This is a genomic window from Ewingella sp. AOP9-I1-14 (genome assembly GCF_052375995.1).
Lineage (GTDB): Bacteria > Pseudomonadota > Gammaproteobacteria > Enterobacterales > Enterobacteriaceae > Ewingella > Ewingella allii.
Map to the genome: position 1 here is coordinate 1 of NZ_JBQSVA010000009.1, position 23,187 is coordinate 23,187.

At 52.4% G+C, this 23,187-nt stretch carries 20 protein-coding genes; 12 read left to right on the plus strand and 8 right to left on the minus strand.

Annotation, left to right across the window (positions count from 1 at the left end):
- Nucleotides 1–72: 72 nt before the first annotated feature.
- Both mobB and mobA read right to left on the minus strand, forming a co-directional pair.
- On the minus strand, nucleotides 73–594 hold the full coding sequence (mobB, locus tag ACT3RT_RS19640) for a molybdopterin-guanine dinucleotide biosynthesis protein MobB (protein ID WP_496203609.1): 522 nt from the start codon (nucleotides 592–594) through the stop codon (nucleotides 73–75).
- Nucleotides 591–1,175: a molybdenum cofactor guanylyltransferase MobA gene (gene mobA / locus ACT3RT_RS19645; protein WP_353503793.1), complete on the minus strand. Its 585-nt coding sequence runs from the start codon at nucleotides 1,173–1,175 to the stop codon at nucleotides 591–593. Before mobA ends, mobB begins: the two co-directional genes overlap by 4 nt.
- Nucleotides 1,176–1,324: 149 nt before the next feature.
- Here mobA and ACT3RT_RS19650 point away from each other — a divergent pair, with 149 nt between their 5' ends.
- The 5 genes from ACT3RT_RS19650 to ACT3RT_RS19670 all read left to right on the plus strand — a co-directional run bounded on the left by ACT3RT_RS19650 (nucleotide 1,325) and on the right by ACT3RT_RS19670 (nucleotide 6,739).
- Nucleotides 1,325–1,594 carry a YihD family protein gene (locus tag ACT3RT_RS19650; protein WP_034794454.1) on the plus strand — a complete coding sequence of 90 codons (270 nt, stop codon included), beginning with the start codon at nucleotides 1,325–1,327 and terminating at the stop codon, nucleotides 1,592–1,594.
- Between the two features lie 92 nt (nucleotides 1,595–1,686).
- A complete protein-coding gene (locus ACT3RT_RS19655; protein ID WP_496203610.1) occupies nucleotides 1,687–2,673 on the plus strand; it encodes a serine/threonine protein kinase in 987 nt (328 codons plus the stop codon).
- Nucleotides 2,674–2,720: 47 nt separating this feature from the next.
- Entirely contained in the window at nucleotides 2,721–3,344 is a 624-nt protein-coding gene (dsbA, locus tag ACT3RT_RS19660; protein ID WP_353503795.1) for a thiol:disulfide interchange protein DsbA, read from the plus strand.
- A 378-nt stretch (nucleotides 3,345–3,722) separates the two neighbouring features.
- Nucleotides 3,723–6,527 carry a DNA polymerase I gene (gene polA / locus ACT3RT_RS19665; RefSeq protein WP_496200926.1) on the plus strand — a complete coding sequence of 935 codons (2,805 nt, stop codon included), beginning with the start codon at nucleotides 3,723–3,725 and terminating at the stop codon, nucleotides 6,525–6,527.
- Nucleotides 6,528–6,691: 164 nt separating this feature from the next.
- Nucleotides 6,692–6,739 carry a small protein SpfP gene (locus ACT3RT_RS19670; protein ID WP_071892919.1) on the plus strand — a complete coding sequence of 16 codons (48 nt, stop codon included), beginning with the start codon at nucleotides 6,692–6,694 and terminating at the stop codon, nucleotides 6,737–6,739.
- Between the two features lie 143 nt (nucleotides 6,740–6,882).
- Here ACT3RT_RS19670 and yihA read toward each other — a convergent pair whose 3' ends face one another.
- Nucleotides 6,883–7,527: a ribosome biogenesis GTP-binding protein YihA/YsxC gene (yihA, locus tag ACT3RT_RS19675; RefSeq protein ID WP_353503797.1), complete on the minus strand. Its 645-nt coding sequence runs from the start codon at nucleotides 7,525–7,527 to the stop codon at nucleotides 6,883–6,885.
- Nucleotides 7,528–8,105: 578 nt separating this feature from the next.
- Here yihA and yihI point away from each other — a divergent pair.
- Entirely contained in the window at nucleotides 8,106–8,663 is a 558-nt protein-coding gene (yihI, locus tag ACT3RT_RS19680) for a Der GTPase-activating protein YihI (protein ID WP_353503798.1), read from the plus strand.
- Between the two features lie 188 nt (nucleotides 8,664–8,851).
- On the plus strand, nucleotides 8,852–10,258 hold the full coding sequence (gene hemN, locus ACT3RT_RS19685) for an oxygen-independent coproporphyrinogen III oxidase (protein WP_496203611.1): 1,407 nt from the start codon (nucleotides 8,852–8,854) through the stop codon (nucleotides 10,256–10,258).
- A 77-nt stretch (nucleotides 10,259–10,335) separates the two neighbouring features.
- Here hemN and glnG read toward each other — a convergent pair whose 3' ends face one another.
- The 3 genes from glnG to glnA all read right to left on the minus strand — a co-directional run bounded on the left by glnG (nucleotide 10,336) and on the right by glnA (nucleotide 14,448).
- Nucleotides 10,336–11,748, minus strand: a complete 1,413-nt coding sequence (glnG, locus tag ACT3RT_RS19690) for a nitrogen regulation protein NR(I) (protein WP_034794464.1) — start codon at nucleotides 11,746–11,748, stop codon at nucleotides 10,336–10,338.
- A gap of 7 nt (nucleotides 11,749–11,755) precedes the next feature.
- Complete coding sequence (glnL, locus tag ACT3RT_RS19695) at nucleotides 11,756–12,805, minus strand: nitrogen regulation protein NR(II) (protein ID WP_034794669.1); 1,050 nt, start codon at nucleotides 12,803–12,805, stop codon at nucleotides 11,756–11,758.
- 233 nt (nucleotides 12,806–13,038) lie between these two features.
- On the minus strand, nucleotides 13,039–14,448 hold the full coding sequence (glnA, locus tag ACT3RT_RS19700; RefSeq protein ID WP_034794466.1) for a glutamate--ammonia ligase: 1,410 nt from the start codon (nucleotides 14,446–14,448) through the stop codon (nucleotides 13,039–13,041).
- Between the two features lie 495 nt (nucleotides 14,449–14,943).
- Between glnA and typA the strand changes: the two genes are divergently transcribed.
- From typA to fabY, 5 genes are all read left to right on the plus strand, one after another.
- Nucleotides 14,944–16,767, plus strand: coding sequence for a ribosome-dependent GTPase TypA (gene typA / locus ACT3RT_RS19705; RefSeq protein WP_353503800.1), 1,824 nt, complete (start codon nucleotides 14,944–14,946; stop codon nucleotides 16,765–16,767).
- A gap of 165 nt (nucleotides 16,768–16,932) precedes the next feature.
- Nucleotides 16,933–17,535, plus strand: coding sequence for a glucose-1-phosphatase (gene yihX, locus ACT3RT_RS19710; protein ID WP_496203612.1), 603 nt, complete (start codon nucleotides 16,933–16,935; stop codon nucleotides 17,533–17,535).
- Complete coding sequence (locus ACT3RT_RS19715) at nucleotides 17,532–18,410, plus strand: virulence factor BrkB family protein (RefSeq protein WP_353503802.1); 879 nt, start codon at nucleotides 17,532–17,534, stop codon at nucleotides 18,408–18,410. The genes yihX and ACT3RT_RS19715 overlap by 4 nt, the downstream gene beginning before the upstream one ends.
- 23 nt (nucleotides 18,411–18,433) lie before the next feature.
- Nucleotides 18,434–18,871 carry a D-aminoacyl-tRNA deacylase gene (dtd, locus tag ACT3RT_RS19720; RefSeq protein ID WP_034794473.1) on the plus strand — a complete coding sequence of 146 codons (438 nt, stop codon included), beginning with the start codon at nucleotides 18,434–18,436 and terminating at the stop codon, nucleotides 18,869–18,871.
- Between the two features lie 33 nt (nucleotides 18,872–18,904).
- A complete protein-coding gene (gene fabY, locus ACT3RT_RS19725; protein WP_353503803.1) occupies nucleotides 18,905–19,837 on the plus strand; it encodes a fatty acid biosynthesis protein FabY in 933 nt (310 codons plus the stop codon).
- Between the two features lie 81 nt (nucleotides 19,838–19,918).
- Here fabY and ACT3RT_RS19730 read toward each other — a convergent pair whose 3' ends face one another.
- Complete coding sequence (locus ACT3RT_RS19730) at nucleotides 19,919–21,604, minus strand: AsmA family protein (RefSeq protein WP_496203613.1); 1,686 nt, start codon at nucleotides 21,602–21,604, stop codon at nucleotides 19,919–19,921.
- 154 nt (nucleotides 21,605–21,758) lie between these two features.
- Nucleotides 21,759–23,150: a nucleobase:cation symporter-2 family protein gene (locus tag ACT3RT_RS19735; RefSeq protein WP_353503805.1), complete on the minus strand. Its 1,392-nt coding sequence runs from the start codon at nucleotides 23,148–23,150 to the stop codon at nucleotides 21,759–21,761.
- Nucleotides 23,151–23,187: the final 37 nt, after the last annotated feature.

Sequence of the window (23,187 nt, forward strand, 5' to 3'; positions counted from 1 at the left end):
CGGCAAAGTGCAAAACAAAGAAGCCCCCCTGCTCTGGCGAGCCGGGGGGCTTCTTGCGTTATGGCTTAGTGATCACCGCGCGCGATTGTTAAGCCAGTGGATCACAAACTGGCCAACGTCCTCTATCTTATTGATATCTAAGGATGGGAGAGTGTTGTCGAGTGGTGTATCGCTGCATACCGCGATAGCATTGTTGTCTATCAGCCCTTCAAATGCTTTAGTGGCGCCCTGCCGATACAAGACGATTTTATCTATCTCTTCATGCTTAAAGCCTTCAACCAAGATCAAATCTAATGAGTTGCTGTCGAAACGGCTGGCAAGATAGTGAAGATCCAGGGAGTCAGCCTCTGGCGTTTCTGTCATTAATGCCCAGCGCTGGCTGCTGGCAACCATGGTCTGATGGGCACCCGCCTTCCTTAACTCAAAACTATCTTTGCCGGGTGTATCGACATCTACGTCATGGTGGGTATGTTTGATAAGTCCGACTCGCACTCCTTTAGCCTTTAAATAAGGGATGAGTTGCTTGAGAAGCGTTGTTTTACCCGTGCCGCTGTAAGCCACGACGCCAAGTAGTGGGATAGATAACTTATTCATGGTAACTGGCCTAATGTCTTTTCCCACAGGGCGACATCTGCTGGAGTATTTAGATTAGCGAAAGCCTTAGGATCATCGAATATCACGGGTAGCGCGTTGATCTGCTTGAAGAAAAACATGACCTTTCTTTCACCTTTTGCTAAATAGCTCTCCAGCTCAGGAATGATTCTTTTGTCCAGCAAGCACAGTGTGGGGTGATCTCTTGAAACGTCTCGCGCATAGACAGCAGAGTGTTGGCAGCTATGCGCAGTAAATTGCTCGGCCAAGTCACGTGGGAACGATGGGACATCGCACGGGACAAACAGCGCCCATTGAGTATTAACAGCTTTTAAACCTGCCAGCATCCCGGCAAGAGGGCCGGCATAATCTTGAGTGATATCAGGAATCACGGTGAAGTGTTGACCATAAACCCGTGGATTTTGGTTCGAATTAATCACGATATCACCCACCATCGGGCGTAGCCTTTCGGCAATATGCTCAAAAAGCATCTTACCTGCGGCTCGGATCGTGCCTTTATCCTGCCCCATCCGCGTCGAGCGCCCGCCAGCTAAAATGACCCCCGTTATCTCGTCCGTGCTCATTCTCTTCACCCTTCTCGACCCTCTTTCCTGCGATTGTAACGCCAAACATTGTGATGAATCAGGTTTTAATCGGCTGTTTTAACTCTCCCTTCCCCTGAGGAAATAAGCCTGATATTTTGTGTGACTACTGCCAATAAAAGGACATTATTATGAAAGAGCATCGCCTAAATGAGCTTATTGAACTGCTTCATCCAGCATGGAAGAACGATTCTGATATGAATTTGCTGCAATTTTTGCAGAAACTGGCCACCGAGTGTGGATATCAGGGGCCGCTCGCTGAGCTAAGCGATGATATGTTGATATATCACCTCAAAATGCGCGGTAGCGAAAGCACGGCAGAAATTCCGGGCCTCAAGAAAGATTATGAGGATGATTTCAAAACCGCCATTTTACGTGCACGTGGAATTATTAAGGATTGATGTAAACTTATGTGAACTTCATGCGACTCGCCAAAAATCGATGATACTATTTCGTATTGTCATTTTTCCGTACGGCCTATCTGAATGAAGTTATGAACAATTCCGCTTTCAATTTCCAGGCCTTGTCGCCAGATCTGATCCTCGATGCGTTAGAAAGCGTCGGATTAATGGCAGAATCTGGCCTCACCGCATTAAACAGTTATGAAAACCGCGTCTACCAGTTTCTTGGTGAAGACAAAAAACGTTATGTGGTGAAGTTTTACCGGCCGGAACGCTGGAGTGAAGAACAAATCCTTGAGGAGCACGCTTTCTCGCAGGATATGCTCGATGCGGAAGTTCCAGCAGTTGCTCCCCTAAGTATTCAGGGAACGACTCTCCATTCTTACCAAGGCTTCCTCTTTACGGTGTTCCCAAGCGTTGGCGGGCGTCAGTATGAAATTGATAATCTCGACCAATTAGAATGGGTTGGGCGTTTTCTTGGGCGTATACATCAGGTAGGCAGTGAAAGCCTGTTTGTGTCCAGGCCAACCATGGGGTTGGATGAATATCTGAATCAACCTCGCATTACTCTCGAAAACTCATCTTTAATTCCTGCACGCCAGCGCGCGGCATTCCTTGCAACGACCGACAGCCTGATCGCCACCATTGGTGAGTATTGGCATCAGGATTGGAGGCCACTGCGCCTGCACGGCGATTGTCATCCGGGAAATATCCTTTGGCGTGACGGTCCGATTTTTGTCGATTTGGATGATGCGAGAAACGGCCCGGCAGTGCAGGATTTGTGGATGCTGTTGCATGGAGACCAAAGCGATCAGCGGCTACAGCTGGATATCTTTCTTGAAGCTTACAGCGAATTTGCTGACTTCGACGCCAGTCAGTTATCACTCATCGAACCTTTGCGAGCAATGAGGATGGTCTATTATCTCGCATGGGTTGCGCGTCGTTGGGAAGATCCTGCTTTTCCAAAGAGCTTCCCTTGGATGAAAGATGAAGACTTTTGGTTTAATCAGTCTGCCGTATTTAACGAGCAGATTAAGAAATTACAGGCGCCACCTTTACAGCTGATGCCAATGTACTGAGTCGTGAATAAACGCTAAATATTTAATTAAATGGAGATAGGTTTGATATGAAAAAGATATTCCTGGCACTGATTGGTATGGTTATGGCCTTCAGCGCATCAGCTGCACAATTTTCTAATGGCACGCAGTACGTAACGCTTGATAAGCCAGCGGCCGGTGAGCCTCAGGTTCTTGAGTTCTTCTCATTCTATTGCCCGCACTGCTATCAGTTCGAACAAGTTTGGCATGTATCTGACAATATTCGTAAGAACCTGCCAGAGGGGGTTAAATACGCTAAATATCATGCTGAATTCCTTGGCCCATTAGGCAAACAGCTGACCCAAGCTTGGGCTGTGGCCATTGCGCTGGGTGTTGAAGATAAAGTTAGCCCGCTGATGTTTGAAGCGGTGCAAAAAAAGCAGACGGTTCAAAACGCTGATGATATTCGCAAAGTCTTTATTGAGGCGGGTGTTAAAGGCGAAGATTATGACGCGGCGCTGAACAGCTTCGTGGTGAAATCTCTGGTCGTACAGCAAGAGAAAGCAGCACAAGATTTGAATCTGCAGGGTGTGCCATCTGTATTCGTGAACGGTAAATACATGGTCAAAAATGATGGTCTGGATACCACCACTATGGATATCTACACTAAGCAATTCTCTGATGTTGTTAACTTCTTAGCGAAGCAGAAGTAATTTCTAAATCGAAATGCCAGCATTAAGCTGGCATTTCTTTTATCCAGGCATTACCCATTAAATAGATGCCATAGAAATATAAAACCGCAGCATATTAATAATGGAGAATTATAATATCCACATTAACCGTTAAACTTCTATGACAACTTTTTTTAGATTTAAAACGGTTTAACTGCATGAAACCCGTAGCTAAAAATTAATACCCTCTCACTCGATTTCATAATAATTTCCCTGATATGAATTTTACTCACAAAGTTATCCACAGGGTGATCCCGCGAGATCCCTCGCAAGTTTGTTATCAATTTATCTCTCAAGGTTCGCCTTTATCCTCAGCTATGGCATCCTTAGAGCATGTCAGATCACGAATAAAGAAGAGTTATGGCCCAGATAGCAGAAAACCCACTTATCCTGGTAGACGGTTCGTCTTACCTTTACCGCGCCTACCACGCGTTCCCTCCGCTGACCAACTCGGCCGGGGAGCCAACCGGTGCGATGTACGGCGTGCTGAACATGCTGCGTAGTCTGCTGCTGCAATACACTCCGAGCCACGTTGCCGTCGTTTTTGATGCGAAAGGCAAAACCTTCCGTGACGAACTTTTCGATCAATATAAATCGCACCGTCCTCCAATGCCGGACGACCTGCGGGCTCAAATCGAGCCACTGCACCAGATGGTGAAAGCCATGGGCCTGCCGCTGCTGGTTGTCTCTGGGGTTGAAGCCGATGACGTCATCGGCACTTTGGCATTGGAAGCTGAAAAGGCTGGCCATGCCGTGCTGATCAGTACCGGCGATAAAGACATGGCGCAGCTGGTGACGCCGGGCGTGACCCTGATCAATACCATGAATAACGCGATTCTTGGCCCAGACGAAGTGGTTGAGAAGTATGGCGTTCCACCTGAGCTGATCATCGATTTCCTCGCACTGATGGGAGACTCTTCCGACAACATCCCCGGCGTTCCAGGCGTTGGCGAGAAGACCGCGCAGGCATTGCTACAGGGGATTGGCGGCCTGGATGCGCTGTATGCCGATCTCGATAAAATCGCAACGCTGAGCTTCCGTGGTGCTAAAACCATGGGTGCGAAATTGGGTGAGAATAAAGAGGTGGCTTACCTCTCTTACCAGCTGGCTACCATCAAAACTGACGTTGAGCTGGACATCACCTGTGGCGAGCTGACTGTCGCCGAACCTGACGCCGCCGAGCTACAAGGCCTGTTCGCCCGCTATGAGTTCAAACGCTGGCTGGCCGATGTGGAAGCCGGCACTTGGCTGTCTGGCAAGAAAGGCGCGGCTAAACCCGCGGCCAGCAAAAAAAAGGGCGGTGAAGAGATTGAGATTGCCGTCGGCGAGCCGGTGGAGCGCGCCCAGCTGTCTCAAGAGGGCTATGTCACCATTCTGGATCAAGAGACTTTGGATGAGTGGATTGGCTATCTCAAAGCTTCCGACGTTTTTGCTTTTGATACCGAAACCGATGGTCTGGATACCCTGACAGCCAACCTGATTGGCCTGTCATTTGCCGTCGCGCCGGGCAAGGCCGCTTACCTGCCGGTGGCCCATGACTACCTTGATTCGCCAGCCCAGCTCGACCGCAGTGAAGTACTGGCCCAGCTCAAGCCTCTGCTTGAGGATGAAAAGCAGCTGAAAGTGGGGCAGAACCTGAAGTTCGATCGCGGCATTCTGTTGCGCTATGACATCGAGCTGAAAGGCATCGCTTTCGACACCATGCTCGAGTCTTACGTGCTGGACAGCGTATCCGGCCGCCATGACATGGACAGCCTGGCCGATCGCTACTTAGGCCATAAGACAGTCAGCTTCGAAGAAATTGCCGGTAAAGGTAAGAACCAGCTGACCTTCAACCAGATTGCACTCGAGCAGGCTTCCCCTTACGCCGCAGAAGATGCTGATGTCACGTTGCAACTGCATCAGGCCCTGTGGCCAAAGATTCAGGAAAGCGCCACGCTCACCACGGTATTCAATGAGATTGAAATGCCACTGGTGCCGGTGTTGTCGCACATTGAGCGCACGGGCGTGTTGATTGACCAAAATATTCTGGCGGCTCACTCCAAAGAGCTGACAATTCGCCTGGCCGAGCTGGAAACCAAAGCGCACGAACTGGCGGAGGAGCCATTTAACCTCTCTTCCACCAAGCAGCTACAGGCCATTCTGTATGAAAAACAGAAACTGCCTATTCTGAAAAAAACGCCGGGCGGCGCGCCTTCGACTAATGAAGAAGTGCTGGCGGAACTGGCGCTGGACTACCCACTGCCGAAAGTCATTCTCGAGTATCGCGGCTTAGCCAAGCTCAAATCGACCTATACCGACAAGCTGCCGCTGATGATTAACCCGCAGTCCGGCCGCGTACACACCTCTTACCATCAGGCGGTGACGGCAACCGGGCGCTTGTCTTCGAGCGATCCAAATCTGCAAAACATTCCGGTGCGCAATGAGGAAGGGCGGCGTATTCGTCAGGCGTTTATCGCGCCGAAAGACCACTGCATCGTGGCAGCGGACTACTCGCAAATCGAGCTGCGCATCATGGCTCATCTTTCCAAGGATGAAGGTCTGCTGAAAGCGTTCGCCGAAGGCAAAGATATCCATAAAGCCACGGCGGCAGAAGTGTTTGGCACGCCGCTGGATAACGTTACCGGCGAGCAGCGTCGCAGCGCCAAGGCCATCAACTTTGGTCTGATTTACGGCATGAGCGCGTTCGGCCTGTCTCGCCAGCTGAATATTCCGCGTAAAGAGTCCCAGCGTTATATGGATTTGTACTTCGAACGCTATCCGGGCGTGCTTGAGTATATGGAGCGCACGCGCACTCAGGCTTCCGAAAAGGGCTATGTTGAAACCCTCGATGGTCGTCGCCTGTATCTGCCAGATATCAAATCCAGCAATGCGATGCGTCGCAAAGGCGCCGAGCGTGCAGCAATCAACGCCCCAATGCAGGGTACCGCGGCTGACATCATCAAACGCGCGATGATCAAAGTCGCCGATTGGTTACTGCAGCCCGATGCCCCACGAGCGCGCATTATCATGCAGGTGCACGATGAATTGGTATTTGAAGTCCACAACGACGATGTTGAGGCCGTTAGCGAGAAGGTCCGCAGCCTGATGGAAGGAAGTATGGAGCTGGCCGTGCCGCTGAAGGTTGAAGTGGGCGTCGGTAAGAATTGGGACGAAGCACACTAATAGTGCAACTTTTGATCTCATTCTGTAATTAAGCTACATAATAGTGCGGTCATTTCATGAGGGTGATCGCATAAAATACAATTTTTGTGTAAGTAAACTACAAAAAAGTCTTTTTCCTTTTTTAGAAATAGGGTAAAGTCTCGCTCGTAGGGTACAGAGGTAAGATGTTCTATCTTTCAGACCTTTTACTTCACGTAATCGGATTTGGCTGAATATTTTAGCCGCCCCAGGCATTTATGTCTGGGGCGTTTTTTATTGTGCTTTTGCGACCTTTTCGCGGCTTTTCGCCACAAAAAAGGGCGACCCGCAGGCCACCCTTTCTCTTCGCTATCTCTAGCAAATCTCTAACACAGCATTACTCGCCAGACAGGCCATCTTCCAGCACTTCAGGCGGCAGCTCGCTGAACCAGGTGTCCAGCTTTTGACTCAGTTTATCGACGCCCTGCTTTTTCAGCGAAGAGAAAGCTTCGACCTGAATATCGCCCATATACTCTTTAACGGCTTCGCGAACCATTTTGACCTGAGCCTGACGCGCGCCGGACGCCAGTTTATCGGCCTTGGTCAGCAGCAGCATAACTGGCGTGCCCACCGCGACAGCCCATTCAATCATTTGGCGGTCGAGGTCTTTCAGCGGGTGGCGAATGTCCATCAGTACGATCAGACCCTTCAGGGAGTTACGCATCTGCAGGTATTCACCTAAAGAGCGCTGCCATTTGATCTTCATCTCTTCCGGAACCTGCGCGTAGCCATAGCCCGGTAAGTCGACCAGACGAATGCCCGGCTCCACTTCAAACAGGTTAATCAGCTGAGTACGGCCCGGCGTTTTACTGATACGTGCCAGCGCTTTTTGCTGGGTCAGGGTATTAAGCGCACTGGATTTGCCGGCGTTTGAACGACCAGCAAATGCGACTTCAATGCCTTCATCACTTGGCAGATGCCGGATGTCCGGGGCGCTCATGACGAAATGGGTCATATGATAGTTGTAAGTTTGGCTGGTCAAAACGTGCTTCTCCGAAATGCTTAGGTATCTGGCTGGCGATTATAGCTGCAACAGGGGCGGGATGCGTTTCTGTTTTTGTGATCCGAATGATGATGAGAAGGGGTCATAGAAATGAAGGTGTAGAAAATATTCCTTCACGATGTAAGACATTTGCCATTCAAAATGCGGGCTATCACGCTTTATTTCGCGCCGTGATTTATAAAAATATTTAAATTCAGTGAGATATCAGAACACCCAAGAAATCACACTCTCTTCATATGCTGCGTATCTTGAGCCTTAAGCTGAGTGGGGTAAAGTAATTCTTACGCGATGAAGGAAAGAATGGAAGCACGGATGAATCAGCCTTCATGGATCATAGGAACTGCATCGCAATCATGGATGAACAAAGCTGGACGCTTTGAAAGGTAAGGGAAAAATTGGGACGTTGAGACCAAACATGGAACGTAATGTAAGAATAACCTTCTTCGGAAGGAGATAAAAAGGCAGCAAGGCTTACTTGCTGCCTTTTTTCTTTGTTCGCTTTCTGCTAGATTCCGCCGCAAATCTATACTAATTGAACACACCTAAGAGCAGATGCCATGAAACAGCCAGCGAAAGCGCCGAGCGCCAATACCGCGACAGCAAAACCTAAGAAGAAAAAAAATCGCGTTGAACTCGATATCGAAGCGCGCCAACGCAAGCGTGATAACAAACGCCGTGGCCGTAAAGCGGGTTCACGGGCTAACCCAGATGCAGCAAAAGACCAGAATGCAGCAGGCGGCAAGAAGGCTGACCCGCGCATTGGCAGCAAGAAAGCCGTGCCGCTGGTGGTTGAAACTGTTTTCAATAACGCGACTAAAGCCAAGAAAACCGCAAAACCTCAGGCCGAAGCCAAACCTCAGCTGCCGCCAGAAGAAGAGCTGACGCTGCTGGAGAACGATCCGCGCCTCGATAGCCTGCTGGATAAGCTGGACGACGGCGAAACCCTGAGCGCAGAAGATCAGTCTTATGTTGATCAGACTCTTGACCGTATCGACGTGTTGATGGAGTTGCTGGGTATTGAACTTGGCGATGAAGACGACGAAGTTGACGAAGAAGAGAAAAAAGAAGACATGATGCAGCTGCTTAAGCGCGGGAATCCGAAAGAAGATTTCTAAAAATTGCGCTGGGTCATCCCAACGGCAATAGCCTTACTCTTTGCATGTTATATGCTTTGGTTATTCGTTAAACTACGCCGGTTATCGAAAACCAAAGCACGTTTGCGTCATGCGAGCACGATGCGGCAGGCTAAACACCTGCCCGTTATGCGTTCGCGCAGGAGCAGACGTCGCAAGGAGTGAGCATCATGATCTCAACCAGCGCTGCGTCATCGGCTTCTGAATCGCCATCCACCGCCGTGTGGGATTTGGCCCTGATCCAAAAATATAACTATTCCGGTCCGCGCTATACCTCTTATCCCACGGCTCTCGAATTCAGCGAAACCTACGACGACGCTGCTTTTCGTCGCGCCGCCCAGCGCTACCCCGATCGCTCACTCTCCCTGTACGTCCACATCCCGTTTTGCCACAAGCTTTGCTATTTCTGCGGCTGCAACAAGCTGGTCACTCGCCAGCAGCATAAAGCGGAAGAGTACCTCAATGTCTTAGAGCAAGAGATTCGTCAACGCTCCGCGCTGTTTAAAGGCCGTCAGGTGAGTCAGCTGCATTGGGGAGGGGGTACGCCCACTTATCTGGATAAAGCGCAGATAAGCCGTTTGATGGGCCTTCTGCGGGGTCATTTCGACTTCCAGCCCGACGCCGAGATGTCGCTGGAGCTGGATCCGCGTGAAATCGAGCTGGACGTGCTCGATCACCTGCGCGCCGAAGGCTTTAATCGCCTGAGCATGGGCGTGCAAGATTTCAATAAAGAAGTTCAGCAACTGGTGAATCGCGAACAGGACGAAGACTTTATTTTCGCCTTGATTGCCCGGGCTAAAGCGCTGGGATTCAATTCGACCAATATCGACCTGATCTACGGTTTGCCGAAGCAGACGGCGGAGAGCTTCGCCTACACCTTGCAGCGCGTGGCTGAACTCAGCCCCGACCGCCTCAGCGTGTTTAACTATGCCCATATGCCCAAACTGTTTGCCGCCCAGCGTAAAATCAAAGATGAGGATTTGCCGGGTGCCGAAGAGAAACTGCGCATTCTGCAAGAAACCATCTCTTCGCTGACCGACTCGGGTTATCGCTTTATCGGCATGGACCACTTTGCGCGCCCGGACGACGAGCTGGCTATCGCCCAGCAGCAAGGCAAACTGCACCGCAATTTCCAGGGGTACACCACCCAAGGCGACAGTGACCTGCTAGGACTTGGCGTCTCGGCCATCAGCATGCTTGGCGATACTTACGCGCAAAATGAGAAAGACTTAAAAACCTATTATCGGCGCGTCGCAACCGACGGCCACGCGCTGTGGCGCGGCTTAGAGATGACCGACGATGACTGCCTGCGCCGCGAGGTAATTAAGTCGCTGATTTGCCACTTCGTGCTGGATTTCGAGCCAATCGAACAGCGTTATGGCATTGATTTTTCAAGCTACTTTGCCGATGACCTAACGCTGCTGCAGCCGTTAACCAAAGACGGGCTGGTGGACATCAGCCCAACCGGCATTCAAGTTACGCCGCGCGGGCGTCTGTTAATCCGCAACGTTTGCATGTGTTTTGATATCTATTTGCGCAAACAGGTGCGCCAGCAGCAATTCTCTCGCGTGATTTGACCTGCGTTCCGCCGAAATGAAAACAGCCGCTAATGCGGCTGTTTTTGTCTGCGAGCAACGGGTTATTGCGGCCCGCTTTACTCCATTCCCAGCTCTTTCAGCTTGCGGGTCAGGGTGTTACGCCCCCAGCCCAGCAGCCGTGCGGCTTCCTGTTTGTGGCCCTGAGTGTGGCGCAGCGCGGTGGTTAGCAGCGTGCGCTCCATTTCAGGTTGAGCTTCCGACAGCAGGTTTTGATGACCGGAACGCAGCGCGCGGTCCGCCCACTGTGCCAGCAGCGTCGCCCAGCTGTCCGGCAGGCTTTGCCCGCTAGACTCCGGCGCGGAGCTTTCAAACAGTTCGCTCGGCAGGTCCTGAATCAACACTTCTTGCCCGGCGGCCATTACGGTCAACCAGCGGCAAGTGTTCTCCAACTGGCGCACGTTCCCCGGCCAAGGCAGGCGAGTCAGCGCAGTTTCGGTTTCAGGATGAAGGTTTTTAGCCTCCACACCCAGCTCTTTGGCTGCCACTTGCAGGAAGTAGCGCGCCAGGCGTGGAATATCCTCACGGCGCTCGCGCAGTGGCGGAAGATGGACGCGAATCACGTTCAGACGGTGGAACAGGTCTTCACGGAATTTGCCCTCCTGCACGCGCAGCTCAAGGTTTTGGTGCGTCGCGGCAATAATGCGCACATCGACCTTAACCGGCGCGTAGCCACCTACGCGGTAAAACTGGCCGTCGGCCAACACGCGCAGCAGGCGAGTTTGCACATCGAGCGGCATGTCACCGATTTCATCGAGGAACAGCGTGCCGTTGTCGGCTTGCTCAAAACGCCCCTGACGAATGGTGTTTGCGCCGGTAAACGCGCCTTTTTCATGGCCGAAAAGTTCGGACTCAATCAGGTCTTTCGGAATAGCCGCCATATTCAGCGCGATAAACGGCGCTTTGGCGCGCGGGCTGTGGCGATGCAAAGCGTGCGCCACCAGCTCTTTACCGGTACCAGACTCACCGTTGATCAGCACGCTAATGGAGGAGCGTGAAAGGCGACCAATGATGCGAAACACGTCCTGCATGGCAGGGGCTTCGCCGATGATATCTGCGGTTGGGCCGCTGGCAGGCTGGCTGCGCGGTGGCTGCTGCTGCTCCTGATAGTGGCTGATAGCGCGCTCGACCAAGGCCACGGCTTCATCAATATCAAAAGGTTTTGGCAGGTAGTCGAAGGCACCCTGTTGATATGCACTAACCGCCGCATCCAAATCAGAATGCGCTGTCATTATGATGACCGGGAGCATCGGGTGGCGCTGCTTAATCTGCTTTAGCAGCGCTAAACCGTCCATGCCGGGCATGCGAATATCGGACAACAACACGTCAGGGGTTTGGGTGGCGATGGCTTCGAGCACATCATTGCCGCTGTCAAAAGCGGTGCAACTTAAGCCCGCCCCAGTGAGCGCTCGTTCAAGAACCCAGCGGATGGAGCTATCGTCATCGACGATCCAGACTATCCCTCGTTGCATAAGAACCTCACTGGCGAATAGGCAGGTAAACCGAGAATTCGGTATGTCCTGGCCAACTGTTAAATTCAACTTTACCCGAATGCTGGTCAATCAAACTGCGCGCGATAGACAGGCCCAGTCCTGTTCCCCCCTCGCGGCCACTGACCATTGGGTAAAAAAGTGTATCCTGCAAATGCGCCGGCACGCCGGGACCGGTATCTTCGATATCGATACGGGCGGCTAAGCGGTAACGCACGCCATGCAGGGTTATCTGGAAGGCGGTGCGTGTGCGCAATGTTATGGTTCCGCCTTCCTCACCCAGAGCCTGCAAGGCGTTGCGGGTAATGTTCAGCAGAATTTGTTCTATTTGATCAGGATCGTGCGCCAGCTCGGGCAGGCTCGGATCGTAATCACGTATTAGCTCAACATTGTCCGGCTTTTCCATCGAGACCAGCTGGCAAACGCGCTCAGCCACCTGATGGATACTCTGAGTTACGTGCTGGCTCGGGCGCTGTGGGCCGAGCAGTCGGTCCACCAGATTGCGCAGCCGGTCTGCCTGCTCGATGATGACTTTGGTGTATTCCAGCAGGGCGGGATCGGGCAGGGCGCGTGATAAAAGCTGCGCCGCGCCGCGTAATCCACCCAGCGGGTTTTTAATCTCGTGCGCCAATCCGCGAATCAAATCACGGGCGGCCACTTGTTGGGCGTGTTGCAGCTGCTCTTGGCTCAGGCGACGCTGATTGTCCATCGGGGCCAGTTCGACCAGAATAAAACCTTCTGGCAAAGCCTGCGCCGTCAAGGACAGGACGTGTGCCCGACCATCAACCACTAACGTCACTTCACTGTCTGTAAATCCTTGACCTGCCTGTAAGTTTTCGCGCATCAACTCAATATTGAGTGAAAAATAGCCCACCAGTTCCGGCAGCGGCGTGCCAAACAGTTTCCGGGAGCTTTGCGCCAACAATTGTTGTGCGGCAGGGTTGGCATAATGCACAGCCAGTTCGTCATCCAATAGCAGAACGCTATTGATTAGAGAATTCAAAATCTGCCCCGAATCAGGCAGCTTACCAGTTGCCATACCGCTGTCTCCCGCACCGTCGTGGTGCATTTTATCCGGCTACCCGGCAGATTCACGGGTCAGATTGGTTAAGCAGGAAAGAGTGTGGAGAAAAAAGCCCATCCGAAGATGGGCTGAAAGTTTCCACGGCAACAAAAAAATGTCTTACTTATTTTAAGACGCTGAAGGTCTTCACACTGCTGGCCTTCAGTCGGGTGTTTCTTGAGCGCCAGTTGCCCGGCGCTCAGTAGCGATTAAACGCTGTAGTACAGTTCGAACTCAACTGGGTGTGGAGTCATGCGAACACGATCCATCTCTTCTTTACGCAGAGCGATATAAGCGTCGATAGCATCGTCAGTAAACACGCCGCCACGAGTCAGGAACTCACGGTCTTCGTTCAGCGCATTCAGGGCTTCTTCCAGAGAACCTGCAACTTTTGGAATCTCTGCTTCTTCTTCCGGTGGCAAGTCGTACAGGTTTTTGTCCATCGCATCGCCAGGGTGGATCTTGTTGATAACGCCATCCAGGCCAGCCATCAGCAGAGCGGCGAAAGCCAGGTATGGGTTAGCCGCTGGATCTGGGAAGCGAGCTTCGATACGTACTGCTTTAGGGCTAGATACGTGTGGAATACGGATAGATGCAGAACGGTTACGCGCAGAGTAAGCCAGCATAACTGGCGCTTCGTAGCCCGGGACCAAACGCTTGTAGGAGTTGGTAGTCGGGTTAGCGTAGGCGTTGATCGCTTTCGCGTGCTTGATGATACCGCCGATGTAGAACAGTGCCATTTCAGACAGGCCGCCGTATTTGTCGCCAGAGAACAGGTTGTTACCGTTCTTAGACAGAGACATGTGGCAGTGCATACCTGAACCGTTATCGCCAAACATTGGTTTTGGCATAAAGGTCGCAGTTTTGCCAAATGCGTGAGCCACGTTGTGAACCACGTATTTGTAGATTTGGATTTCGTCAGCTTTTTTGGTCATGGTGTTGAAGCGGGTTGCCACTTCGTTCTGACCAGCTGTTGCCACTTCGTGGTGGTGAGCTTCAACAACCAGACCCATTTCTTCCATGGTCAAACACATGGTAGAACGCAGGTCCTGAGAGGAGTCAACTGGAGGCACTGGGAAGTAACCGCCTTTCACCGCTGGACGGTGGCCTTTGTTGCCGCCTTCGTATTTGGTGCTGGAGTTCCATGCGCCCTCGATATCGTCGATAGCAACGTGGGAACCGGAGATGCTGCTGCCGAAGCGCACATCGTCAAACAGGAAGAACTCTGGCTCAGGTCCGAACAGAACGGTGTCCGCGATGCCTGAAGAGCGCAGGAAGTCTTCTGCACGTTTTGCAGTAGAGCGTGGGTCACGGTCATAACCTTGCAGCGTAGTTGGCTCAAGGATGTCGCAACGAATGATCAGCGTGGTTTCTTCGTAGAATGGGTCAAGAACAGCAGTGCTGGCATCTGGCATCAGAACCATGTCAGATTCGTTAATACCTTTCCAGCCACCGATTGAAGAACCATCAAACATTTTGCCTTCTTCGAAGAAGTCAGCGCTCACTTGGTGAGATGGAATGGTGACGTGCTGCTCTTTGCCTTTGGTATCAGTGAAACGTAAATCTACGAATTTCACTTCATGCTCATTCAGCATCGTCAAAACGTGTTCAGCGGACATACTAGTTCTCCCGAAATTCTCATTATCGTCGTGGAACGAATAACCAATTAGTTGGCATTTATTTGTAAACAACAACCCTAGTGGAACTGGCGTGTGGCCTAAACAGCTTTTATTTATCCCGCGTAATTTTAGGTTGCCGCCTGGGTGGCAACTTCAACGTACTGGGGAATAGCTCTGATAAGACTTTTTTCACCCTTAAAAGTAATAGCGAAATCTGTGCCAACTTTGAGAAAATGCAAACAACGCCATTTTAAAGGGCTTTTGCACCTTTTGAGTATGCACCATAACGGAGTTTTTGCACCTTTTTGGTGCTAGTGGCCAGATCTGAAGCACCAAATTGGTGCGCAAAGCGAGTGCAGAGGCCCGTTTGCACCGTGAAAGGGATCACAAAGTAACCATCATCGAGTTGTTTCGATAAGATCATTGTGATCTTGTTTAGAACCTCGCTTAATACGTGTACAATAGCGCGCTATTTCTAATGCCTGAGGCAAAGCTGTGATCGAAAATTTGCGTAACATCGCCATTATTGCCCACGTTGACCATGGTAAAACCACCCTGGTCGACAAGTTGCTGCAACAATCCGGTACTTTCGGAGAGCGTGTAGAAGCAACTGAACGCGTAATGGACTCCAACGATTTGGAGAAAGAGCGTGGGATTACCATCCTCGCAAAAAACACCGCCATTAATTGGAAAGACTACCGCATCAACATCGTTGATACCCCAGGACACGCCGACTTCGGCGGTGAGGTAGAGCGTGTGATGTCTATGGTCGACTCGGTGCTGCTGGTTGTGGATGCAATGGATGGCCCAATGCCGCAAACCCGTTTCGTGACCAAAAAAGCATTCGCTAATGGTCTGAAGCCGATCGTGGTAATCAACAAAGTTGACCGTCCGGGCGCACGTCCTGACTGGGTTGTTGACCAGGTCTTCGACCTGTTCGTTAACCTCGACGCGACTGACGAGCAACTCGACTTCCCAATCATCTATGCATCTGCATTGATGGGTATCGCGGGCACCGACCATGCTGATATGGCCGAAGACATGACCCCGCTGTACCAGGCAATCGTAGACCACGTTGAAGCACCTAAAGTTGACCGTGACGGCCCACTGCAGATGCAAATCTCTCAGCTGGACTACAACAACTACGTTGGCGTTATCGGCATCGGCCGTATCAAACGCGGCGTGGTTAAGCCTAACCAACAAGTCACTATCATCGATAGCGAAGGCAAAACCCGTAACGGTAAAGTCGGTAAAGTACTGGGCCACATGGGTCTGGAGCGTATCGAAACTCAACTGGCTGAAGCAGGCGACATCATTGCTATCACCGGCTTGGGCGAGTTGAACATCTCCGACACCATCTGTGATCCACAGAACGTCGAAGCGCTAACTCCACTGAGCGTTGATGAACCAACCGTTACCATGTACTTCAACGTAAACACCTCTCCGTTCTGTGGTAAAGAAGGTAAGTATGTGACTTCACGTCAGATCCTTGACCGTCTGAACAAAGAACTGGTGCACAACGTGGCACTGCGTGTTGAAGAAACTGAAGATGCTGATGCGTTCCGCGTATCTGGCCGTGGTGAACTTCACCTGTCAGTTCTGATTGAAAACATGCGTCGTGAAGGTTTCGAAATCGCTGTTTCTCGTCCAAAAGTTATCAACAAGATGATTGATGGTCGTAAACAAGAGCCATTCGAAAACGTAACGCTGGATATCGAAGAACAGCACCAGGGTTCAGTCATGCAAGCCATGGGTGAGCGTAAGGGCGACGTTAAGGACATGATCCCTGACGGCAAAGGTCGTATCCGTCTGGATTACCTGATCCCAGCGCGTGGCCTGATTGGCTTCCGTACTGAGTTCATGACCATGACTTCTGGTACTGGCCTGCTGTACTCCACCTTCAGCCACTACGACGACGTTCGTCCGGGTGAAATCGGTCAGCGCCAGAACGGCGTTCTGATTTCTAACGGTCAGGGCAAAGCTGTAGCGTTCGCACTGTTCAGCCTGCAAGACCGCGGCAAATTGTTCCTGGGCCACGGCGCAGAAGTGTATGAAGGCCAGATCATCGGTATTCACTCACGTTCTAACGACCTGACCGTGAACTGCTTGACCGGTAAGAAGCTGACCAACATGCGTGCGTCCGGTACTGACGAAGCGACTACCTTGGTTCCTGCTATCAAAATGTCTCTGGAGCAAGCTCTGGAATTCATCGATGATGACGAACTGGTAGAAGTGACTCCTCAGTCTGTACGTATCCGTAAACGTCACCTGACTGAGAACGATCGTAAACGTGCAATGCGTGGTCCTAAAGAAAGTTAATTTTCTTCCTCGCTAGACGTTTTCAATCGAACAGGGCGCCTTTGGGTGCCCTGTTTTTTTTGTGTTTTTTACTCAATTTACCTCGCAACCCTGTGGGCCTCTCCCTGTTCATACGACCCTTTTCCCGCTAAAGTTAAGCATCATCTTTGAAATCAGGAGCGTGCAATGCTGTACATTTTTGATATGGGAAACGTCATTATTGATATTGATTTCAAACGTGTGCTTGGGGTGTGGAGCAACCTCAGCGGTACGCCTTTGGCGATACTCAATGAAAGATTTTCAATGGGCGACGTGTTCAAGAAGCACGAACGCGGCGAAATCAGCGACGAAGAGTTCGCCACCTCGCTGTGCGAAGAAATGGGCATTGCGCTCAGCTTTGAGCAATTCAGCGCGGGCTGGCACGCGGTGTTTGTTGGGCTGCGCCCAGAGGTGATTGAGCTGTTCAAAACGCTGCGCCAGCAGGGCCATCGCGTGGTAGTGCTGTCTAACACCAATAGCCTGCATCTCGACTACTGGCCAAAACACTTCCCTGAAATCGCAGAAAATACGGATGCTATTTATCTGTCGCAAGACTTAGGGATGCGTAAGCCCGAAACCCGCATTTTCGAATACGTGCTGAATAAAGAATGCGTTAGCGCCAGCGAGGCGGTGTTCTTCGACGACGTGCTCGAGAACGTCGAGGCCGCACAGTCCGTGGGTATCATAGCCGTGCTGGTGGAAGACAAAAAAACCGTACCAACCTGGTTTTCTGCCGCGGAGCATGGATGAGAGTACTGTGGCGTCGAGTAAAAGCGGGCGGGCATTTTGTACACCTGCTGCTTAAGCGTGCCGATAAGGATGGCCTGACGTTACTGGCGGGCCATCTGGCCTACGTTTCGCTGCTCTCATTAGTGCCATTAATCGCGGTTGTTTTCTCGCTGTTCGCCCTTTTTCCGGTATTTTCCGAGATAAGCGAGCAGCTTAAAGCCTTTATTTTCAATAATTTCATGCCCGCCACCGGCGACGTGATCCAGCGCTACCTCGAGCAGTTTGTCGCCAACTCCAGCAAAATGACCGCCGTCGGTACCTGTGGGCTGATTATCACCGCGCTGCTGCTGATCGCCTCGGTGGACAGCGTGCTGAATAAGATTTGGGACAGCAAAAACAAACGCCCGATCGTCTTCTCCTTTGCCGTCTACTGGATGGTGCTGACCCTCGGCCCCATCTTGCTGGTGGCCAGCGTGGCGATCAGCTCCTATCTGCTCTCGCTCAACTGGCTAAGCAACGTCACGGACGTGCATTCGGTTATCGACCGCGTGTTACGCGTGTTGCCTCTGCTGATTTCGTGGATCTCCTTCTGGCTGCTTTATCAGGTCGTCCCGACGGTGCGCGTGCCGCCAAAAGACGCGTTAATCGGCGCTTTGGTCTCAGGCATATTATTTGAGCTAGGCAAGAAGGTGTTTGCGCTCTATATCCAGCTTTTCCCCTCTTATCAGCTGATTTATGGCGTGCTGGCGGTGATTCCGATCTTGTTCCTATGGGTCTATGTGAGCTGGTGTATTGTGCTGCTGGGGGCGGAGATCACCGTCACGCTGGGTGAATACCGCTCACTGCGCAAACTGCGCACTTCGGACACCGCGGCTTTAAATATCAAAGAACCCTAATGGCGTAACACGAAAGGATTTTTATGATTGCATTAATTCAACGCGTGCTGAATGCCAGCGTGACGGTTGATGGCGAAGTTTGCGGTGAGATTGGGCCAGGATTACTGATTTTGCTGGGTGTCGAACAGGGTGACGATGAGCAAAAGGCAAAAAAACTGTGCGATAAGGTGATCGGATACCGTATCTTCAGTGATGAGAACGGCAAGATGAACCTTAACGTGCAACAGGCAGGGGGCAGCCTGCTAGTGGTTTCGCAATTCACCCTGGTGGCCGATACCCAAAAGGGCAATCGCCCGGGCTTTTCGCGAGGCGCAGCGCCTCAAGAAGCTGAAAGACTGTATGACTACTTCTGCGGGGAATGCAGGGAGAAAGGCATTCCGACTGAAACAGGGCGCTTCGCCGCCGACATGAAAGTGGCACTGGTGAATGACGGACCCGTGACCTTCTGGCTACAAGTCTGATTTAAAAGGCATCGCGCCGGAGAGAATCTACCTATGTATCATTTGAGAGTTCCTGTAACCGAAAAAGAACTGGCGGCTTATTACTCCTTCCGCTGGGAGATGTTGCGTAAGCCGCTGCATCAGCCCGAAGGCTCAGAACGTGATGCCTATGACGCCATGGCACACCACCAAATGGTGGTGGATGAGCACGGCAACACCGTGGCCGTGGGGCGTTTGTATATTAATGCGGATAACGAGGCGTCGATTCGCTTTCTGGCCGTAGACCCGAACGTCCAAGGTAAAGGCTTGGGGACGCTGGTGGCGATGACGCTGGAGTCCGTTGCTCGTCAGGAGGGAGTGAAGCGCGTGGTGTGTAGTGCGCGCGAAGACGCTGAGGCATTCTTTGCCAAACTGGGTTTCGTTAACCAGGGGGAAATTACTACCCCGCAGACCACGCCAGTGCGCCACTTCTTAATGATCAAACCGATTGAGACGTTGGACGACATTCTGCACCGCCCCGATTGGTGCGGGCAGTTGCAACAAGCTTGGTATGACCATATTCCGCTGAGTGAGAAAATGGGTGTGCGCATTAGCCAGTACACCGGCCAGCGTTTCGTCACCACCATGCCGGAAGCAGGAAATCAGAATCCGCATCATACGCTGTTCGCCGGCAGCCTGTTCTCATTGGCGACGCTGACCGGCTGGGGGTTAATCTGGTTGCTGCTACGCGAGCGCCACTTGGGGGGAACCATTGTTCTGGCCGATGCCCATATTCGCTACAGCGCGCCAGTCACCGGCCGTCCACGCGCCATCGCCGACCTCAGCTCTATCAGTGGCGATCTCGACCGGCTGGCGAAGGGGCGCAGGGCCCGCGTTCAGTTGGAAGTGAATCTGTTAGGCGATGAGCCTAACGGAGCAATTTTTGAAGGGACCTATCTCGTTTTACCGGCGTCACCTGATGCTCCACTCGAGCCGCAGATCAACTGATAACTGTCATCCTGCGAGCCGCGCCTGCCTTGGGCACTTCAATCATTCCAGTCACTTACGGTGTAAGTGACTGGAAGTCATTCAGTTACTGCCTGCTACTATTCCCTGACTCATTTGCTGGTCGATTTGCTTACCATCGGCGCTGAGGGCGTGAAGCTTGCCGTTGAGCGTCGGTTTGAAATCGACATTCGCCGGAAGCTGCCCTTGCAGATTGAGCTGCAAGTTAGCATTGCCCTCTAGCGGCAGGTGAGGCCATCCCCAGTTTTCTAACACGTTCGACGGCACGGCGCGCCCTGTCAGATTGAGGGAGAAATTGCGCTGCGGCTGTTGGTCAACGTTGCCCGTGGCTTCCAGCAGACCTTCTTTAGTGAAGGCGCTCATTTCGGTGATTTTGACCTGATTGCCTGCGGCTTCCAGTGCCAGAGAGGGCCGACGAACGTCGACTTTATTGAAGGTTGCGTCGCTGGCATTAAGGTTGAGTTTGCCGGACCAGATGCCCCACTCGTGGTTACGCGCCAGAAGTAAATCGCTGCCGTAGCCGTCGAGCGCGGTGAGCTGGAAGGGGAACTGCGGCGAAATATCGATGATCAGATTGCGGTTGGTCATCAACTTGCCGACATACACCTCGGACAGCCAAGACGGCAGGGTTTGCAGCCAAAGCTGGCGCCAGTTTTGCGGCAAAGTGTATTCCAGCGCGGCAACCGTCAGTTCATCTAACTGTAAGCGCTTGTTGGCGCGAGTCCAGCTGCCGGTTGTGCGCAGCAGGCCGCCTTCCCAGCGCCCGCTCACTTGGCGAATGGCGATGCCCTGCGGCGAAAGGTCCAAATTCACTAACGGGTCGATGACATGCAGACTGCCATTGATCATCTCGGTGGCGTTGAGTGAGATTTCACCATCTTCGCTCTGCCAGTCACCGTCTTGCAGATTGACATCTTTCACTGACAGGTCGACATCGCTGAACGCCCAGTCTTGCCCTTGCAGGCGAGCATCAATCAGGTCAAAACGCTTAATACTGACTTTTGGTAACTTGTGAGCGTCTTGTAAGAACACCGACAGCGGCTCGGCGGTTTGCAGGCGGACATTGCTCAAACGCACGTTGTCGATAGTCCAACTGCCATCTGCCGCTCGGCTTGCCTTACCGGTTAACTGGCCGCGAGCCAAGTCGCCGCCGAAGTTGTTCAGCGTGAGTTGATTATTGTTAATCTGACCTTGAACCAGAATGTTTTCAGCAGGAATGCCGTTGAGGGTCAGCGCAGAGGCACTAAGCTGGAACTCGGCATTTTCGCCAAGCACGCGCCCGGCCTTGGGCTGCCAAGGATAGATGCCAGCATTCACTTTTTGGCCATCAATTTCCCAGTCGTTCACATCACCGACCAGCGCCATTTTGCTCAACTGAAGCGTGTTGGCCTGAATCGGCAAATTCAACGCGGAAGGGTTGAGATTGAGACGCCCGTTGATGAGCGTGATGCGATCGAAGAATTTGGGATCGGTGATTTGGCGCCAGCTCAGGTCGAGATTTACCTGTGCCGCATTCAGCGCGTCCGGCTGGTTTTTGGCCCCCAATGTCACATCATTGAGCACAATGCGGCCTGGTTCTGACCAGCCGTGGTCTATTTTTCCGACTGATAGGTGGTAGTTACTGTTGCCAGTGATCCATTGGCTGACTTGCGTCGCCGCCCAGCGCGTTTGCAACAGCACATAGAGCAGCACAACCGCCAGCACCAACAGCAGGACTAATGTCAGCAAAACTTTACCGATAAATTTCATCGTCTAAATCCGTATCCGTCGGGAAAGGAGTGTAAGAGTACCTTGTTTATGCCGTAAACAGTGGCCTTTCTCAATAGGTTAGCATGACAGAGACAAGAAAATGCGGCGAGGGTTCCAGACCTCTCGCCGCAGTTGCAGGGGTTACAGCGGATGTTTATTTTTCGTGCGGGAAAATCAGGTTCAGCACAATGGCGGTAATGCCGCCAGCCGCAATACCCGAGGAGAGCAGGGTTTTCAGCCAGTCCGGGGCGAATTGCAAAATCAGCGGCTGCTGGGAAACGCCCATGCCGACGGCCAAAGAGAGCGCCATGATCATAATCGCCCGGCGATTCAGGCGCTCGCGGGAAACAATGCGCACACCGGATGCCGCGATGGTACCGAACATCACGATGGTCGCGCCGCCCAGCACCGGCTCAGGAATATGCTGCACAAAGCCCGCCACGGCGGGGAACAGGCCCAGCGCGATCAGCATCAATGCCACCACAAACCCGACATAGCGACTGGCAACGCCGGTTAACTGAATCACGCCGTTGTTCTGGCCGAAGCAGGAGTTAGGGAAGGTGTTGAACACGGCTGAAAGCATCGAGTTCAGGCCATTGGCTAATACGCCGCCTTTGATGCGCTTCATATACAGCGGGCCGCTGACCGGCTGCTCGGAAACGTCAGAGGTGGCGGTAATGTCGCCGATGGTTTCCAGCGAGGTCACCATGAAAATCAGCATCAAAGGAATCAGTAAGTTCCAGTCGAAGCCCAGCCCGTAGTACAGCGGGGTCGGCAGCGTAACCAGATTGGTCTGTGTCGCCGGAGCCGAGTCTGGCAGCATGCCCATCAACCACGCGGCGACGTAGCCCACGGCCATTGCGATCACCAGCGAGGCGACGCGCAGGTAAGGGTTTTTCTGGCGGTTGAGCAGGATAATTACTACCAGAACCACGGCGGCCAGCAGCAAGTTCTTCGGCGCGCCAAAGGTGTGATCGCTCATCGCCGTGTAGCCGCCGCCAATTGACGTCAGGCCAACTTGAATCAGCGACAGGCCGATAATCATTACTACAATGCCCGACACCAGGGGCGTGATCACCCGGCGGGCCAGATGCAGGAAGCGGGAAAGAATGATTTCGGTGCAGGACGCCACCATTAGGGTGCCGAACAGCGCCGCCATCATGGTTGGGACATCCGCGCCGCCGTTTTTCAACGCCATACCGCCCATGATTAACGGCGCGACAAAGTTAAAGCTGGTGCCCTGAATGGAGAGCAGCCCGGAGCCGACCGGCCCCCAGGTTTTAATTTGCAAAATGGATGCGAGGCCGGACGCAAACAGCGACATGCTAATAATGTGCTGAGTATCCTGCGCCGGCAGGCCGAGTGCCTGACAAATAAGCAGCGCGGGGGTGATTACGGCCACGAACATCGCCAATAAGTGCTGACAGGCGGCAAACAGGGTTTGCGGCAGCGGCGGGCGATCTTCAAGGCGATAAATCAGTTCACTGTGCTGTGGGCGGGAAAGTTCGGCGTGCTGTGCGTCTGTCTCGGCAGATTGCGTACTCATGATTTGGGCGTCCATTAAGCGGCAAAGCGGGCATTTT